Consider the following 16,316-nt stretch of genomic DNA (forward strand, 5'->3'; position numbering starts at 1 on the left):
CCGCGGGCACCTGGAAGGCGCTGCCCTCACGGTGGAGAATTTCAGGGCCGGCCGAATGAAAAAATGCCAGGCGCCTGCAAAGGCGGGATTTTACCGGTTGTCTGGCCTCATTACCATCGACCAGCAACCCCGGAGGTTCCGCAATTATGCGCACAGATCACGGAATCAGCGCCCGCTCGTACTGGTTGACCAGGTAACTGATCAGCGAGTCTTCATCCAGTGGATGGCTGAACAGGTTGCCCTGACACTGGGCGCAGCCGGCATCCTGCAGGAATTGCAGCTGATGGGGGGTCTCCACACCTTCGGCTACCACCGTCAGGCGCAGCTTGCGGGCCAGGGCGATGACGGCCGAGGCCACGTCGGTGGCATTGGAGTTGTAGGGGATATCACGGATAAAACGGTCATCGATTTTCACCGCATCCAGGGGCAGCTGTTGCAGGGCAGCCAGCGAACAGGCGCCGCTACCGAAGTCGTCAAGCACCAGGTGGGCGCCAGTTTCGTGGAGGCCATTGAGCAATGCTCGCAAGGTACGCGGGTCCTCATTCAACAGTGCCGCTGGCAGCTCCAGCTCCAGTCGCTCCGGCATCACGCCGGTTTCCGTGATAATTCGGCGGAACAGATCAAGGAAGCCCTGGTCCGTAGCCTGGCGAACGGACAGGTTCACCGCCACCCGCAGACGTTCGAACCCGGCGCGCTCCAGCGCCTGGATCTGGATACAGGCCTGCCGCAATGCCATTTCGCCGAGACGGATGATCAACCCTGACTCCTCGGCCAGGTTGATAAACTGCTGTGCCGAGATCATCCCCCGCTCCGGGTGCTGCCAGCGCAGGAAGGCTTCAACGCCGACGACCTGCTGGGCGTGGAGGTCCACCTTTGGCTGGTAATGCAGTACGAACCTGTCTTCATCCAGGGCGTTTGCCAGCTCTTCCTGCTGCAGCAGGCGGCGGGCGGCCTGCAGGTTCATAGCCGGGGTAAAGAACTGGTAGTTATTACGCCCCCGCTCCTTGGCCCGGTACATGGCAAGGTCCGCGTACTTCATCAACACGCCCGGGTCTTCGCTGTCATGGGGGATCATGGTTACACCAATACTGACGGTGATGCCCACCTCATGTTCATTCAGGCGCACCCGCTGACACAGACGGCGCAGGATGGTTTCGGCCACCTTGGCGGCGGCCTCGGGCCCGCTGATACGGGACAGCAACACCACGAACTCATCGCCGCCCAGTCGGGCCACCGAGTCTTCCTCGCGCACGCAGCCGGTGAGCCACCGGGCCACATGCTCCAGCAACTGGTCGCCGGCGTCGTGACCCAGGGTGTCGTTGATACGTTTGAAGCCGTCCAGGTCCAGGAACATCAGGGCCGCCGGCTCCTGGCTGCGGCGACTGCGGCGAACCACATGGGCCAGCCGGTCCCGGAACAGCTGGCGGTTGGCCAGTCCGGTGAGCGGGTCATAGAAGGCGAGCCTGTGCAGTTCCGACTGGGCCGCCCGCAGCTGGGTCAGGTCCCGCAGGCTGAGCACGACGCCCTCAACCCCCGGGACATCCAACATGGCGATAAACGAGCCTTCCATTTCCCGCCACTCGCCGGAGGCATCCCGTATCCGCGCACGTACCACCGGCATCTGTTCGCCGGGCTTGCGAAGGGCCTCACGGAAGCCGTCCTGCAGGCGGGGCCAGTCATCACTGTGCACCCGTGTCTGGGAGGGCACGTCACGGGCATCGTCCGGGTCGTATCCGAGAATGGTATTACTGGACGGGCTGACATAGGTGGCCCGTCCCTGACGGTTCAGCACCACGGTGATATTGCTTGCGCCTTCCGTAATGGCCCGGTAACGACCGGCGCTTATCTGGGCCAGAACCCTCGAACGGATCAACGCCAGAGCAAAGGCAAACAGCAGCAGGCTTACCAGTATGCCCGAGCCAAGCACAATTGCCGGGCGCGGATCGGACGCCAGGAAATCGAAGGCCGGCGTGGAGCGGGTCTGGATCACCCAGGTACGACCGCCGTACTCGATCTGCTGGGTCTTTTCGAAACTGAAGTCCTCATCCAGCGAACCGAGGTTGGAACCGTACATCAGGGTTTCCCGCCCCAGGCTGCTGCCGTCATAGATACGCACGTCGAGGAAGGGTGAAATCAGCCCGACAATACCGTCCAGCAGGTTATTGGTCCGGAAGGCACTGAACACGAAGCCCTTGAGCAACATACGGCGCTCTCCAAGGGACTGGGGTACAACGCCGCCGTGATAGACCGGGTAGTACATCAGGAAGCCTGCCTGGTCCTCGGCCACCTCCTCCTGCACCAGCACGACCTTGCCGGTCACCACCGGGCCGGCGGTATCGCGGGCCCTTTCGATGGCCTTCCGGTGAATGGGATCCTGGTAGGCATCGTAGCCAAAGGCCCGCCGGTTGCGCTCCGTGGCGGGCTCCAGGTAAACGATGGGGTGGAATTCCGGCCGCAGCCCCCGGGGTCGGACCACATACCCCTCCAGGCCCTCTGCTTCCAGTTCCTGCAGGTGCCCATGAAGCTCATTGATCATGATACGCCGGGTGTAGCCAATCCCCTGGATGCCGGGGTAGTAACGGTCAATATTGACCTTGTCGATATAGGTACGCCACTCCTCCCGGGAGACCTCACCGGCCACCGAGAACAGACCGGCGCTGCCGGCAAGCACCTGTTCATAGTTGAGCAGTCGTTCCTCGATAGCGGTCTTGAGTTGAAGGGACTGTGTATTGAAACGGCTTTCAGTGCGGTCTTCGACAAGGCGGAGAGAGAGAACCCAAAGGGCAGCGGTAACACACAGGGCAATGGCCAGGACCAACCACGCCATGCGTGCGTGGCGGGGACGAAGCAGTTCCCTGAGGGAGATATCCTTCTTGTTGATCATTTCCGAGTCCGTTCCCTGGATATTCAATGCCTGCCCCGCCTGAGCAAACAGGGGCGCGCCACTGGATCAATAGTGTGGCCAAAAGATGACCGGAATGCCAGAAACCACAAGTGGCGGGACCCCGCCCATCATCGAGTGTCGCATTCATTAACAGGTAAAAGTAACAGAAAGCCGTCCGCCAGAACAGCAGACGCCAACCCACCTGGCTGCCAACTCCGTCACAGTTGACAGTCAGGTGGTGATAAGGGGGTCACATCAGGGCTTCATCACCAGGTAGGTGGCACGACCTTCCCGGATAATACGCACCGAGACTGCGCGGTCCGAGGGCAAATTGCTGACCGCCGCCCGGAAATCCTCAATGCCGCTGATGGCCTGGCGATTGAGTTCGGTGATCACGTCATTGCGACGAATACCCGCCTGGAAGGCCGGCCCCTGCCCCACTTCGGTGACCAGCACCCCGCCAGCAATATCCAGCCGGCTGGCCAACTGGTCCGGCAACGGCTCCACCTGCATGCCCAGCGGGCCACCAGCAGAACCGGAGGGGGCGCCCGGGGTTGTGCCTGCACCCTCCTCCTCGGGCAGGCGGCCGATTTCCACCTCGATGGTGCGCTCCTTGCCCTGCCGCAATACGGTCAGGTCTACTTGATCGCCCACGGGGGTGCGGCCAACTTTAGGCGGCAGGTCAGCCGAACGCTCAATCGCTTCGCCCTCGTAGGCCAGCACGATGTCACCCGCCTGCAGACCTGCCTGCGCTGCCGGAGAATCCGGCATCACCTCTGCAACCAGCGCTCCACGGGGCCGACTCAGGCCGAAAGATTCCGCCAGGTCACGGTTGACCTCCTGGATCAGCACACCCAGCCAGCCCCGGGCCACGGAACCCCCGTCGCGAAGCTGCCGGAACACATTCATGGCGTCATCGATGGGAATAGCAAAAGACACACCCATAAAACCACCGGAACGGGTGTAGATCTGTGAGTTGATACCGACCACTTCGCCATCCATGTTGAACAGCGGGCCGCCTGAGTTACCGGGGTTGATGGCCACATCGGTCTGAATGAAAGGGACATAGTTCTCGGTGGGCAGGGAGCGTCCGGTTGCGCTCACAATGCCGGAAGTGACGGTGTAGTCGAAGCCGAATGGCGAACCGATGGCAAAGACCCACTGACCCGGTTTCAGCTCTGACGACTGGCCGATACGAACCACCGGCAATGGCTCGTCGTCCTCTATCTTGAGCACGGCCATGTCAGATCGGGGGTCTGTACCCACCACCGTGGCCGGCAGTTCGCGGCGATCATTAAGGCGCACCATGACTTCGTCCGCCCCCTCGATCACATGGTTATTGGTGAGTACATAACCGTCTTCGGAAACAATGAAGCCAGAACCCATCGAACGCCTGGGCTGGGCTGAGCCACCTCCGAAGGGTGACTGGGGCCCCCCAAAGAAATGACGAAAGAAATCCGGCATCTGCTCCAGCTCCCGCTCGCTGAACGGTGTTTGCTGTGTACGGGGATCCGGTTCTGAAACCGTGCTTATATTGACCACCGCTGCGGAATTCTCCTCCACCAGGCCGGTGAAATCCGGCAACGACTGGGCGCTTGCCGACTGGATGAGCAGTAATGGAAGGATAGAGGCAACCAGCAACGCAAACCAGGATGGCAGGCGCACTTGCCGGACAGATGATGCAGGCTGGAACAGTCTTGTCATGTAATCGCTCCCTATGACGTGCCGTTTTATGTAAACCCTTTTCGTTATCCGGGTGCCCTGCCCTCTGGACGGGCACTGTGAGATCATTTCCAATCTGGTGACCATGTCGGGGATTTTCAACGCCTTACTGGCACTGTAATGCCTTGCTCAGAGCTCCCGGACCCGGGGCACCAGCCGCCCCATCACCGGCTGCCAGCGCGCCGCGCCGACCCGGGACTGACGCCCCGCCCACCAAAGCCCGGTGGCAAGCCCTGCGCCGGCACAGAGCATCGCTGCAAGGTCATTACCCGGCAATAGCATACCGGCCAGGGCCGTTGCTGCCACCATCAACAATAATGGCACTGCATACACCAACAGGGACGCTTTCAGCAGGGCAGTCTCTTCGATGGCAACGGTAACCTGGTCCCCCGGCTTCGCCTGCAGGGTATTGGCAACACGGATCTGCCGTGACTGGCCTGAAGTCAGGCCGGCCAGGGCTTTCTGACCACAGCCATGGCGTGCCTTGCAGGACTGGCAGGCACTCTCCCTGATGGTTTGTACCCAGGCATCCCCACCCTGCACGGAAATGACGGTACCGGTCTCGTGGATCATGTAAGGTCCTGTCGTCAGTCAGCCAACGCCCGCGCAAGGGCGTTGCGATCGTCAACCGTCACGGACTGGGCCACCTGCATGGCAGTATGTGGGGGAATTTCCCCGACCACCGTGACCAGGAAGCGCTCCCGGTCTGCTTCCCCGGCCTCGGTGTAATGCATGTAAAGGGTGGTAGCCCCGATTCGTGATGCGCCCTGGGGCATCTCCGGGGTCCCGGCGGGCTCCACGAAAACCGAGAAGGTGGCCAGGCCGTCGGAGAACGACACCGCCTGGCCGCGACCGCCTCGCGGGGTGGCCGCCGGCATGAAGCCATCCGGGCGCCATCCCAGGTCCCAGCCATCCATCCCACCATGCTCCCCCGACAGGTTCAGCACCGGCGTAATATCCTTCACTTCAGCCCCGACATTAACTTCGAACTCGGAGTCAGGAAGGTAATCGGTGATCTCGAGCGTAGTGAACTGGAAACGTTCCAGCACTTCATCCTGTTGACGCACATGGCTCTTGAGCAACAGTCCGGTGTCCTTTTCCATCCACAGTCGGTAGCCGTAGCGGTGGTCATCCCGGGGTTGCAATGCAATCACTACGGCGGGATACCCGGCTATCCGGTCCTCACCCAGCAACTCTGGCTGATACCAGGCGCCCACGGGCACTTGCTGACTGGCAAAGGCTTCCGCGAAGGGACCGGACGGGATCACCTGGTCCAGGTGGATACGGCCATGCTCTGGCAAGACACACACCACCCGGCTGCCCCGCCGGATGATTTCGCCGTTGGCACCGTCCTGGACCACCAGGCGTTCATCCACCTGCCCGTCCCGATACCGGTGGGCAATCATCATGGAGCTCACCTGGTCACCCCGGGAATATACAAAGACCCCCCGGTAGGTTGTCATATTCAGGGCGGGGCCAAGCTTCAGCAACCAGGACTCGGCAGTTTCCCGGGCGGCAGCCTGGGCAGGCACCATGGCCAGGACCATGAGCGCAAGCAGGCAGGCTACTGTCCAGCCCCGCGCGCCTGGGCACCATTGTGCCGCAGACCTGGCCGAACCTGTGGGAACCCCTTTCAATCGGATCAAACAAACACCCTCAACCCGTCAGTAAACCGTAACCGGTCAGTCGCCACCGGCAACGCCCAATCTTGCGACAACCCTGTTAGTAACCCTGACCGGATACACTGGTCACACGTGCGTAACCCAACGCCCCGTGGCCGGCTCCGATGCTATTGTACTGGGCGTGCTCAAGGAGGTAGCGACTGATCTGTTCACGCTGCCGCTCGTTCAGACCCTGAATGGCCACCTCAGGCACCGTTCCGCTGGCGGCAGCCGGCGCCTGTGCCTGAACCGGCACCAGGTGGTCAGGACTACCTTCTGACATCACTTCCCAGCCGCTGCCGGCACCAAAGCCAACAGCAACACCCAGTGCGATCATCGCCACCGCGGACCAACGCCAGGGCGCATGGCGCCGGCGAATGGTCCGTCGCTGGGCCACTTCGGCATCGGCTGCCCGGTCCAGGCTGTCACGAACCGCCGCCCGCACATCAAAACCGGCATCACCATGGGGCGCCTCGTGAATCACATCCCGGATGCGTTGCCAGCGCTGCCACTGTTCCCGAACGGCCTGTTGGTCAGGATGGGACAGGACCCGGCGCACAGCCAGCTCGTCAGCCTGGTCATCCATCATGGCCGACAAGGTTTCTCTGAGCCGATCATCCATTGCCTGTACCTCTTTGATAATCAGTCGTCATGAGTTATCCAGCATCGGTCCGAGCTGGCGGTCAATGGCATCCCTGGCCCTGAATATCCTCGAACGGACGGTGCCAATGGGGCATTCCAGGATCCGTGCGATGTCCTCATAGGAGAGCCCTTCATATTCCCGCAACAGGAAGGCTGATCGCAGCTCTTCCGGCAGGGCTCCGATGGCTTTTTCCAAAGCCTCCCGCAGCTGGTCCCGCTGCAGGAACCCCTCCGGTGACGCCACTTCCCGAAGGCGCCCACCGTCTTCATAGCTTTCAGCGTCTGCCACGTCAGCCACGCCCTGAGGGCGGCGGCCGCGGGCTTCAAGGAAATTCTTGGCGGTATTCACCGCGATCCGGTATAGCCAGGTGTAGAAGGCACTGTCACCCCGGAACCGTTCAATGGCCCGGTAGGCCTTGACGAAGGTTTCCTGGGTCAGGTCCATCACTTCCTGGCTGTCGTAGATATACCGGCTGATAATGGAGGCCACCCTGGACTGGTACTTGAGCACCAACAGGTCAAAGGCTGACCGGTCACCCTGACGAGCCTTGCGAACCAGCTGCAGGTCCGTCTGGCCGTCCGGGGCGTTGGGCCGGGTCTGTTCTGCATCCGGTTTCATGATGGGGCCGGCGGGTGCCTCCTTTAGCTGGACCGCTGGACCTGACTGCCGTCTTTCGCTCATGATCATAGGCGCTGGTTCCACATATTGGCGACGGAAATCCCGGGCGTCCGATACGCCGGGTAACCTGTCCGTTCCTTTGTGGGCAAATAGACAGCAGGCAGAAAGTTTAGTTCAATACCCGGCACATTATGGCCCGCGATAACGATCACATGCCACAGTCTCACGAATACGACGTTCTCATTATCGGCAGCGGCGCTGCCGGGCTCACTGTCGCCCTGAACCTGCCTCCCCATTTGCGGGTCGCTGTGATCAGCAAGGCCGATATTACCAGTGGGGCCACGCTATGGGCCCAGGGCGGCATCGCTGCTGTGCTCGACAGCGACGACTCCATCGAGGCGCACATCAACGATACCCTCAGTGCCGGCGGAGGCCTTTGCCATGAAGATGCCGTCCGTTACACCGTGGAGAATGCGGCCGAGAGCATCCGCTGGCTGATCGACAACGGTGTGCAGTTCACCCGCGACGAAAATGAAAAGCTGCACCTGACCCGGGAAGGTGGCCACAGTCACCGGCGCATTATCCATGCGGCGGATGCCACGGGTAATGCCGTCTCCACCACCCTGAGCCAGCAAGCCGCCAGTCGGGCGAACATTGACCTGCTGTCCAACCGGGTAGCGGTCGACCTGATTACCAACCGCAAGCTGGCACTGCCCGGCAACCGCTGTGTGGGTGCCTACATCCTGAACCTGGAAACCAGCCACGTGGAGTTGTTCAGGGCCAGGTTCACGGTAATTGCAACCGGTGGCGCCAGCAAGGCCTACCGTTATACCACCAACCCGGACGGTGCTTCCGGCGATGGTATTGCCATGGCCTGGCGGGCCGGTTGCCGGGTATCGAACATGGAATTCAACCAGTTCCACCCCACCTGTCTTTACCACCCCCATGCCAAGTCGTTCCTGATCAGCGAAGCGGTGCGGGGCGAAGGCGGGGTGCTGAAACTGCCCGACGGGAGTCGCTTCATGGATCGCTTTGACAGCAGGGGCGAATTGGCACCCCGGGACATCGTCGCCCGGGCTATTGACCATGAAATGAAACGGCTGGGGGCGGACCATCTTTACCTGGATATCAGCCACAAGCCGGCGGACTTTATCCGCGAGCACTTCCCCACCATCTATGAGAAGTGCCTTGGCTTCGGCATTGATATCACCCGCGAACCGATCCCGGTGGTGCCGGCGGCCCACTATACCTGTGGCGGTATCATCACTGACGAGCGCGCCCGCACCGATATCAACCAGCTCTATGCGGTGGGCGAGGCGGCCTTTACCGGCCTGCATGGCGCCAACCGGATGGCCAGCAACTCGTTACTGGAGTGCCTGGTGTATGGTCGGGCTGCCGCAGCGGATATCGCCCGGCGGGAGGACGACATCCCCGCACCGCCGAGAGCACCCGACTGGGACGAGTCCCAGGTTCGCGACTCTGACGAGGATGTGGTGATCTCCCACAACTGGGATGAACTCCGCCACTTCATGTGGGACTATGTGGGCATTGTGCGCACCACCAAGCGGCTACAGCGCGCCAAGCACCGGGTCGACCTGCTGGCCCGGGAGATCAGCGAGTTCTACAGCAACTACCGGGTCACCAACGATCTGCTGGAGCTTCGCAACCTGGTCACCGTGTCGGACCTGATTATCTGCTCGGCCCTGCAACGCAAGGAAAGCCGGGGGCTGCACTTCACCCTGGACTACCCGGGCTTGCAGAATGACCCGGAAGATACCGTACTGGTGCCGACCACATACCGTATTGCATCACCCTGAGTGCCGGCCATTAACCGGCACCACACTCTCAAGCGAGCCCTGAATCGATGTCCGAAAAATCCCAAGCCGAGTTCAATCGCCTCTGGTGGCACAGCCGTCGTGGCATGCTGGAACTGGACGTGCTGCTGATTCCCTTCCTGGAGGAAGCCTATCCGTCGCTGCCGGAAGAAGACCGGCAACGCTACCACAAGCTGATCCAGTGCGAGGATGCAGACATGTTTGAATGGTTCATGCAGCGCAGCGAGCCGGATGACCCCGACCTGCGCCGCATCGTCCGGCTGATCCTGGACCGTGTACAACCGGATTGAACTACCCCTTGCGCCCTCCACGGTAATCGGGCTGCTTGCCGCTGCGCCTTGGATACTGCTGGTGCTCGTCGGGCTGGGCATGGCCATCAGGGGAGCCTGGCTACTGGTGCCGGTTGTCGCCTTGCTGGCCCTTCAGGGCATGCGCCGCTGGCGCCAGGCTGGAACACTTACCGAACCGGACGCCGTCAGGCAACTGACTGCCCGCGGCCCACGCCTCTTCACAACCCTGGCGAATGGCGATGAGGAAGAGGTCAAGGTATCCGGCGACAGCCGGGTTTCTGGGCGCTACCTGGTCCTTGGCCTGTTGGGGCACAGCAGTGGTCGCCGCTACCCGGTTATCCTGTTGCCCAGGCCGCTGGGCAATGTGCCGGCTGAATCCCTGCGGCGAATGCGGGTGTGGCTGAGGTTGATGCCGGAGCACCCCGCCCCCATTGATGAGACCCCGTGGTACAAGAATTTCACGCAACGTATCTGGCCCGGAGGCAAGACCCATGACCACTGATGCCAATAATGTCGCCCGTCGTCACCCGGAACTTCCCGCCGCCGCGCGGCTGGACAACCAGATGCTGTTCCGGGTCAGCGGGCCTGGTACCAATGACTTCCTGCAGGGCCAGTTGAGCCAGAACCTCACCAATGTGGTGGCGGGACACTCCCCCCGGGCCGCCGCCAGCACGCCCAAGGGCCGCGCCTACCTGCTGACCCGGCTGGTCCGCGATGGCGAAGACGTGTTGCTGACCATGCCCGCCAGCCTGGCGGATGACGTGGCGGCCCACCTGAACAAGTATCTGATGCTTTTCCGGGGCACGTCCATGGAACGACTCGATAGTGGCCAGGTTTTCGGCCTTATCGGCGAAGCCGCCGCCGGGACAGTCGCGGGTGATGCCTCACCCGTGCCAGAGGCAATCAACAGCTCACTGGCACTGGGCAGTGGGTACCTCGTACGCACCAACGCCACCGCCGAGGGCACTCCCCGTTTTGAGCTCTGGCTACCGCAAGGGGTGGATGGCACCCTTCAGGACATCCTTGGCCGGCTTCACCAGGTCTCTTTGGCGGAATGGAACGCCAGTGAGATTGCCGCCGGAGTCCCCGAACTGACCCCTGAAACAAAGGAAGCCTGGGTTCCCCAGATGCTGAACCTTCAGCACCTGGAGGGCATTCACTTCAAAAAGGGTTGTTATACCGGGCAGGAAGTCATTGCCCGCATGCACTTCCTGGGACAATTGAAGAAGAGCCTGTATCGCCTTGGCGTTGAGTCGGGAGAGCAACCAGCGCCGGGATCGCCCGTCATGGCAGGCGAAAAATCAGTCGGCGAGGTAGTCCGCGCAGTGACATTTGACAATGGTTCGGTTCAGTTCCTGGCAGTACTGCGCCACGCTGATGCCGGTAAGGACCTGTTCCTTCCCGGGTCGGAACGACCGCTACAAGTATTGCCCCTGCCCTACGCGGTCCCGGAACGTGAGGCAGAGTCGTCAGATACATAAGGTGACAGGAAAACGCGTCCGGATCTGCTATAACGGGACCATCTGCGACGTTAACTGAATGATCAGGGACCTGAACGCACTATGTCCAACATTGTTGACACCATTCGCGACGATATCCTGTCGGCTATCGAAAGCGACAAACTGATCCTGCCCACCCTGCCGGAGGTTGCCCTCCAGGTACGTGACATTGCCGAGTCCGAAGACTCGTCCATCATGGATCTGGTGAGGGTCATCAGCAACGATACTGCACTGTCCGCGCGGCTCATCCGGGTTTGCAACAGCCCGCTGTTCCGGGGCAGTCGCGCCATCGAGAACCTGAACATGGCGGTCAGCCGTCTGGGCATGGCCTATACCAGCAACCTGGCCATGGGCCTGGCAATGGAGCAGATGTTCCAGGCCACCTCCGACATGGTCGACAAGCGCCTGCGGGCGAACTGGCAGACCAGCACCGAGGTGGCGGGCATCTGCCACGTACTTGCCCAGCAATACACCCGCCTGAAACCGGACCAGGCCACGCTGGCCGGGCTGGTTCACATGATCGGCGTGCTGCCTATCCTGCGTTATGTGGAAGACCAGGACGTACAGATCAGCAGCATCATGCTGGACAATGTGATCGACGAGCTGCACCCGCGCATTGGCACGAGCATTCTCAAGCGCTGGGACTTCCCGGAAGACCTGCAGATGGTCCCGCTGGAATATCAGAACTACCAGCGCCAGGTAGCATCCGCCGATTACGCTGACCTGGTGATGGTTGCCAATCTCCAGCTGCTTGCTGGCACAGATCACCCGGTCAACGAGATGGACTGGAGCACGATCAGTGCTTTTGACCGGCTGGGGCTGGACCCCAATGCCAACCTGAATGATGAGGAAGACCTTAACGCTCAGATGGAAGCGGCTATGGCGTTACTGAAGTAGTTAGTTCAGCTTCCGTTGCCTGGGCGCGGCGGCAGGGATATTTTTCTTTCGGGAAAAGAACTCGCTTCGCTCAGACACCTTTTCCCTGCAGAAAAACATCCCCACCCCCACGCCCGCCTGGCCAGGGTGGGAGCTTTATCCCGCTGATCTCTTTGCGTACCTTTCAAGTAGTTCTTGCATGCTGGGTAATGACCAGTCGATGGGTTCCTGCCCATGCTGCTCCAGCCACTGGTTGGCTTTCGAAAAGTGCTTGCAGCCGAAAAAGCCGCGGTAGGCGCTCAGGGGTGACGGGTGCGGGCCTTCCAGCACCAGGTGGCGGCTGCGGTCGATGATGCGGCCTTTCTTACGGGCATAGCTGCCCCAGAGCAGGAACACCACGCCTTGCCGGTGCTCATTGATGGTTTCGATAACCTTGTCGGTAAAGTGCTCCCAGCCCTTGCCCTGATGGGCGCCGGCATTGCCCTGCTGAACGGTGAGCACCGCATTGATCAACAGGACCCCCTGCTCCGCCCAGGGCTGCAGGCAGCCATGGTCCGGGGGTTCGATACCCAGGTCGTCGCGGATTTCCTTGAAGATATTGACCAGTGATGGCGGCACGGCGACACCGGCGCCCACCGAGAAGCAGAGGCCGTGGGCCTGGCCCGGGCCGTGGTACGGGTCCTGGCCGATGATGACGACCTTGACCCGGTCCAGTGGGGTACTGTTCAGGGCGTTGAAACAATGGCGACGCTCCGGGAACAGCACCTTGCCGGCGGCTTCCTCCGCCGCCAGGAATTCCGCCAGTTGCTGCATGTAAGGCTGGCGGAACTCGTCGGCCAGCCACTGGTCCCAGCCGCGCCCGGGTTTGAGTTCCCGGGCCAGGATCTCGGCGGGATGCATGGCGTTACTCGGCCTCGTCGTGCTTGTGCTCATGCCGGTGCTCCGGGCGCATGGCCGGGAACAGGATAACGTCACGGATGGACGGGGAATCTGTCAGCAACATGGCCAGCCGGTCGATACCGATGCCCTCACCGGCCGTGGGCGGCAGGCCGTATTCCAGCGCCATCACGTAGTCTTCGTCGTAGAACATGGCCTCGTCGTCACCGGCGTCTTTCTCGGCGACCTGGGCGTGGAAGCGCTCGGCCTGGTCTTCCGCATCGTTGAGCTCGGAGAAGCCGTTGGCAATCTCGCGGCCGCCAACGAAGAACTCGAACCGCTCGGTGACAAACGGGTCACTGTCCTTGCAACGAGCCAGGGGTGACACTTCCTTCGGGTACTCGGTGATGAACGTCGGCTGCATCAGCCGGTGCTCGGCGGTGGCCTCGAATATCTCGATCTGCACCTTGCCCAGCCCCCAGCCAGCCTTGACCTGGATACCCAGGTCCTGGGCAACCTGGCGAGCCTGCATGTTGTCAGCCAGTTGCTCCCGGGTAATATCCGGGTTGTGGCGCAGGATCGCATCAACCACGGTCAGGCGCTCGAAGGTCTTGCCAAAGTCGTATTCAATGGTCTCTTCGGTACCGTCACCCAGGGTGCGGGTATGGGTGACCGTCGTGGTTCCCAGTACTTTCTGCGCAATGGTGCGCAGCATATCCTCGGTAAGATCCATCAGGTCGTTGTAGTCGGCGTAGGCCTGGTAGAACTCCACCATGGTGAACTCGGGGTTATGCCGGGTGGAGAGACCCTCGTTACGGAAGTTACGGTTAATCTCGAAGACCCGCTCAAAACCACCCACCACCAGGCGCTTGAGGAACAGCTCCGGCGCAATCCGCAGGTACATGTCGATACCCAGGGCGTTGTGGTGGGTGACAAAGGGCTTGGCAGTCGCACCACCGGGAATCACCTGCAACATGGGGGTTTCCACTTCCATGAAATCCCGCTCAGCGAAGTACTGGCGCATGACGTTGATGATCTGCGAGCGGGCGTGGAACACCCGGCGGCTTTCCTCGTTCATCATGAGGTCCACGTACCGGTGACGGTAGCGGGCCTCGGTGTCGGTCAGGCCCTTGTGCTTCTCCGGCAGCGGGCGCAGGGACTTGGTGAGCAGCACATACTCATCCATGGTGACGTAAAGGTCGCCCTTACCAGACTTGGACAGGGTACCTCGCACGCCAATAATATCGCCCAGGTCCCAGTGCTTTGTATCTTTCTGCACGTCCTTGGACGCATAGACCTGAATTCGGCCGGTCATGTCCTGGACCACCTTGAACGCCTTGCGATCGAGCATCATGCGGCCAGCAATGGCCACCTTGATGCCCATGGACTCCAGCTCTTCCTTGGATTTGTCGCCGTATTTCTCCTGCAGCTCGGCAGCCGTGGCGTCGCGGCGAAAATCGTTGGGGAAGGGATTGCCCTGTTCGCGCAGCTCGGCCAGCTTGGCACGGCGCTCGGCAATCAGCTTGTTGTCCTCGGTGTGTGTGGCGTTCGGGTTGTGGTCAGTCATCTTGGCTCACAGAATAGGTCGGAGTTTCCGGGTTAGAGCGATGGCAGAAGGCGCTGTTTACAGCGCCATCTTTAGACTGGCTTCGATGAACTTGTCGATGTCACCGTCCAGTACGTTCTGGGTGTTGCTGGTTTCAACCTTGGTACGCAGGTCCTTGATGCGGCTGTCGTCCAGCACGTAGGAGCGGATCTGGCTGCCCCAGCCGATGTCCGACTTGGCATCTTCCTGCTTCTGTTTTTCGGCGTTACGCAACTGCATTTCCCGCTCGAACAACTTGGCCTTGAGCTGCTTCATGGCCTGGTCCTTGTTCTGGTGCTGGCTGCGACCAGCCTGGCAGGCCACGACAATGCCGGTGGGGTTGTGGGTCAGTCGCACCGCGGATTCGGTCCGGTTAACGTGCTGACCGCCGGCGCCGGAGGCGCGGTACACGTCCACACGCAGGTCGGCGGGATTGATTTCAATGACAAAGCTGTCGTCCACTTCCGGTGACACGAACACCGACGAGAAAGAGGTGTGGCGACGGTTGCCGGAATCAAACGGGGATTTGCGCACCAGGCGGTGTACGCCGGTTTCGGTACGTAGCCAGCCGTAGGCATAGTCGCCCTGGATGTGGATGGTGGCACTCTTGATGCCGGCCACTTCCCCTTCCTGGAGTTCGACGATCTCGGCCTTGAAGCCACGGCGCTCGGCCCAGCGCAGGTACATGCGCAGGAGCATGTTGGCCCAGTCCTGGGCTTCGGTGCCGCCGGAGCCGGCCTGGATGTCCAGGTAGGCGTTATTGGCGTCCATTTCACCGGAGAACATGCGGCGGAATTCGAGTTTTTCGAGTTCCTTGTCGAGGCTGTCGAGGTCGCTTTCGATGTCTGCGACGGTACCTTCGTCCTCTTCCTCAGCGGCCATTTCCAGCAGGCTGTCGGCGTCGTCGAGGCCGCTGGTGAGGTTGTCGATGGTGCGCACGATCAGTTCGAGGTCGGCGCGTTCCTTGCCGAGGGCCTGGGCCCGGTCGGGGTCGTCCCAGACGGTGGGTTGTTCGAGTTCGCGTTCGACTTCGGTCAGGCGCTCACTGCGCTGATCATAGTCAAAGATACCCCCTGAGCGCTTCAGTGCGCTCACGAAGTTCCTTGATCTTCGTAACAATGGGATTGATTTCCATGGGACCCTTTTGCTCGTGTTGGTCGATGGCTGAAAACAGAGGCGGAATTCTACCGGAATTCCTTGTTCAGTTCAGCCGCCGGGAAAGCCCTATTTTTCCAAACGGAAAAATGTCTCCCGGTAGTGCTGCAATTCCGCGATGGAATCCCGGATGTCGTCCAGGGCCAGGTGAGAGCCTTTCTTGCGGACGCCGCCCAATACATCCGGGCGCCAGCGGCGGGCCAGCTCCTTGACAGTGCTGACGTCGAGGTTGCGGTAGTGGAAGAAGGCTTCCAGCCGGGGCATGTATTTGACCAGGAAGCGGCGGTCCTGGCCGATGCTGTTGCCGCACAACGGCGAGGTGCCTGGCTCCAGGTGCTGGGCAAGGAAGTTCAGGGTTTGTTCCTCGGCGGCGGATTCGGTGATGGGGCTTTCCTTTACCCGCTGGGTCAGTCCACTGTTACCGTGGGTGCGGGTGCACCATTCGTCCATGGCGTCGAGTACTTCATCGCTCTGATGGACGGCCAGTACCGGGCCTTCGGCGATGACCTTCAGGTTGGAGTCCGTGACGATGGTGGCGATTTCGATGATCCGTTCCCTTTCCGGATCCAGGCCGGTCATTTCCAGGTCTATCCAGACCAGGCGGTCGTTGTTTTCTTCGGCCATGGCGGCGTATCTCCACTGTTTGGAAGGTGTGCTGGGCAAGGTCTGATA

The 16,316-nt window shown here is 61.2% G+C and carries 15 protein-coding genes; 5 read left to right on the top strand and 10 right to left on the bottom strand.

Going from position 1 to position 16,316, the window contains the following annotated elements; translation table 11 throughout:
• Positions 1-157 precede the first annotated feature (157 nt).
• The 6 genes from BM036_RS12095 to rpoE form a co-directional block, all read right to left on the bottom strand.
• A complete protein-coding gene (locus BM036_RS12095) occupies positions 158-2,884 on the bottom strand; it encodes a bifunctional diguanylate cyclase/phosphodiesterase (protein ID WP_091852415.1) in 2,727 nt (908 codons plus the stop codon).
• Between the two features lie 255 nt (positions 2,885-3,139).
• Positions 3,140-4,588: a DegQ family serine endoprotease gene (locus BM036_RS12100; protein ID WP_091852418.1), complete on the bottom strand. Its 1,449-nt coding sequence runs from the start codon at positions 4,586-4,588 to the stop codon at positions 3,140-3,142.
• A gap of 147 nt (positions 4,589-4,735) precedes the next feature.
• On the bottom strand, positions 4,736-5,179 hold the full coding sequence (locus BM036_RS12105; protein ID WP_091852421.1) for a SoxR reducing system RseC family protein: 444 nt from the start codon (positions 5,177-5,179) through the stop codon (positions 4,736-4,738).
• Positions 5,180-5,193: 14 nt separating this feature from the next.
• Positions 5,194-6,141, bottom strand: coding sequence for a MucB/RseB C-terminal domain-containing protein (locus BM036_RS12110; protein ID WP_245742601.1), 948 nt, complete (start codon positions 6,139-6,141; stop codon positions 5,194-5,196).
• A gap of 187 nt (positions 6,142-6,328) precedes the next feature.
• Positions 6,329-6,889 (bottom strand): sigma-E factor negative regulatory protein, encoded by a 561-nt coding sequence (locus BM036_RS12115; protein ID WP_091852427.1) that lies wholly within the window; start codon positions 6,887-6,889, stop codon positions 6,329-6,331.
• Between the two features lie 27 nt (positions 6,890-6,916).
• The gene (gene rpoE / locus BM036_RS12120) at positions 6,917-7,528 is read right to left on the bottom strand and encodes an RNA polymerase sigma factor RpoE (RefSeq protein ID WP_177186056.1); all 612 of its coding nucleotides are present in this window, start codon (positions 7,526-7,528) and stop codon (positions 6,917-6,919) included.
• 212 nt (positions 7,529-7,740) lie between these two features.
• Between rpoE and nadB the strand changes: the two genes are divergently transcribed.
• The 5 genes from nadB to BM036_RS12145 all read left to right on the top strand — a co-directional run bounded on the left by nadB (position 7,741) and on the right by BM036_RS12145 (position 12,049).
• A complete protein-coding gene (gene nadB / locus BM036_RS12125; protein ID WP_177186054.1) occupies positions 7,741-9,345 on the top strand; it encodes an L-aspartate oxidase in 1,605 nt (534 codons plus the stop codon).
• A gap of 47 nt (positions 9,346-9,392) precedes the next feature.
• Positions 9,393-9,653 (top strand): FAD assembly factor SdhE, encoded by a 261-nt coding sequence (locus tag BM036_RS12130; RefSeq protein WP_091852433.1) that lies wholly within the window; start codon positions 9,393-9,395, stop codon positions 9,651-9,653.
• The gene (locus tag BM036_RS12135; protein ID WP_091852436.1) at positions 9,637-10,155 is read left to right on the top strand and encodes a hypothetical protein; all 519 of its coding nucleotides are present in this window, start codon (positions 9,637-9,639) and stop codon (positions 10,153-10,155) included. Before BM036_RS12130 ends, BM036_RS12135 begins: the two co-directional genes overlap by 17 nt.
• Positions 10,145-11,134, top strand: a complete 990-nt coding sequence (gene ygfZ / locus BM036_RS12140) for a CAF17-like 4Fe-4S cluster assembly/insertion protein YgfZ (RefSeq protein ID WP_091852439.1) — start codon at positions 10,145-10,147, stop codon at positions 11,132-11,134. Before BM036_RS12135 ends, ygfZ begins: the two co-directional genes overlap by 11 nt.
• 81 nt (positions 11,135-11,215) lie before the next feature.
• Complete coding sequence (locus tag BM036_RS12145) at positions 11,216-12,049, top strand: HDOD domain-containing protein (RefSeq protein ID WP_091852442.1); 834 nt, start codon at positions 11,216-11,218, stop codon at positions 12,047-12,049.
• A gap of 135 nt (positions 12,050-12,184) precedes the next feature.
• Here the strand turns inward: BM036_RS12145 and ung are convergent, their stop codons facing one another.
• The 4 genes from ung to orn form a co-directional block, all read right to left on the bottom strand.
• On the bottom strand, positions 12,185-12,928 hold the full coding sequence (ung, locus tag BM036_RS12150; protein ID WP_091852445.1) for a uracil-DNA glycosylase: 744 nt from the start codon (positions 12,926-12,928) through the stop codon (positions 12,185-12,187).
• Between the two features lie 4 nt (positions 12,929-12,932).
• A complete protein-coding gene (gene lysS, locus BM036_RS12155) occupies positions 12,933-14,471 on the bottom strand; it encodes a lysine--tRNA ligase (RefSeq protein WP_091852448.1) in 1,539 nt (512 codons plus the stop codon).
• A gap of 57 nt (positions 14,472-14,528) precedes the next feature.
• Positions 14,529-15,624, bottom strand: a protein-coding gene (prfB, locus tag BM036_RS12160) for a peptide chain release factor 2 (RefSeq protein ID WP_143066604.1) whose coding sequence is annotated in 2 segments (ribosomal slippage) — positions 14,529-15,551 and positions 15,553-15,624 — 1,095 coding nt in all. Because the reading frame shifts where the segments join, the coding sequence is not laid out codon by codon here.
• 89 nt (positions 15,625-15,713) lie between these two features.
• Positions 15,714-16,268 (bottom strand): oligoribonuclease, encoded by a 555-nt coding sequence (gene orn, locus BM036_RS12165; protein WP_091852454.1) that lies wholly within the window; start codon positions 16,266-16,268, stop codon positions 15,714-15,716.
• Between the last annotated feature and the right edge of the window lie 48 nt (positions 16,269-16,316).

This window comes from Marinobacter segnicrescens (genome assembly GCF_900111555.1).
Taxonomy (GTDB): Bacteria; Pseudomonadota; Gammaproteobacteria; order Pseudomonadales; family Oleiphilaceae; genus Marinobacter; species Marinobacter segnicrescens.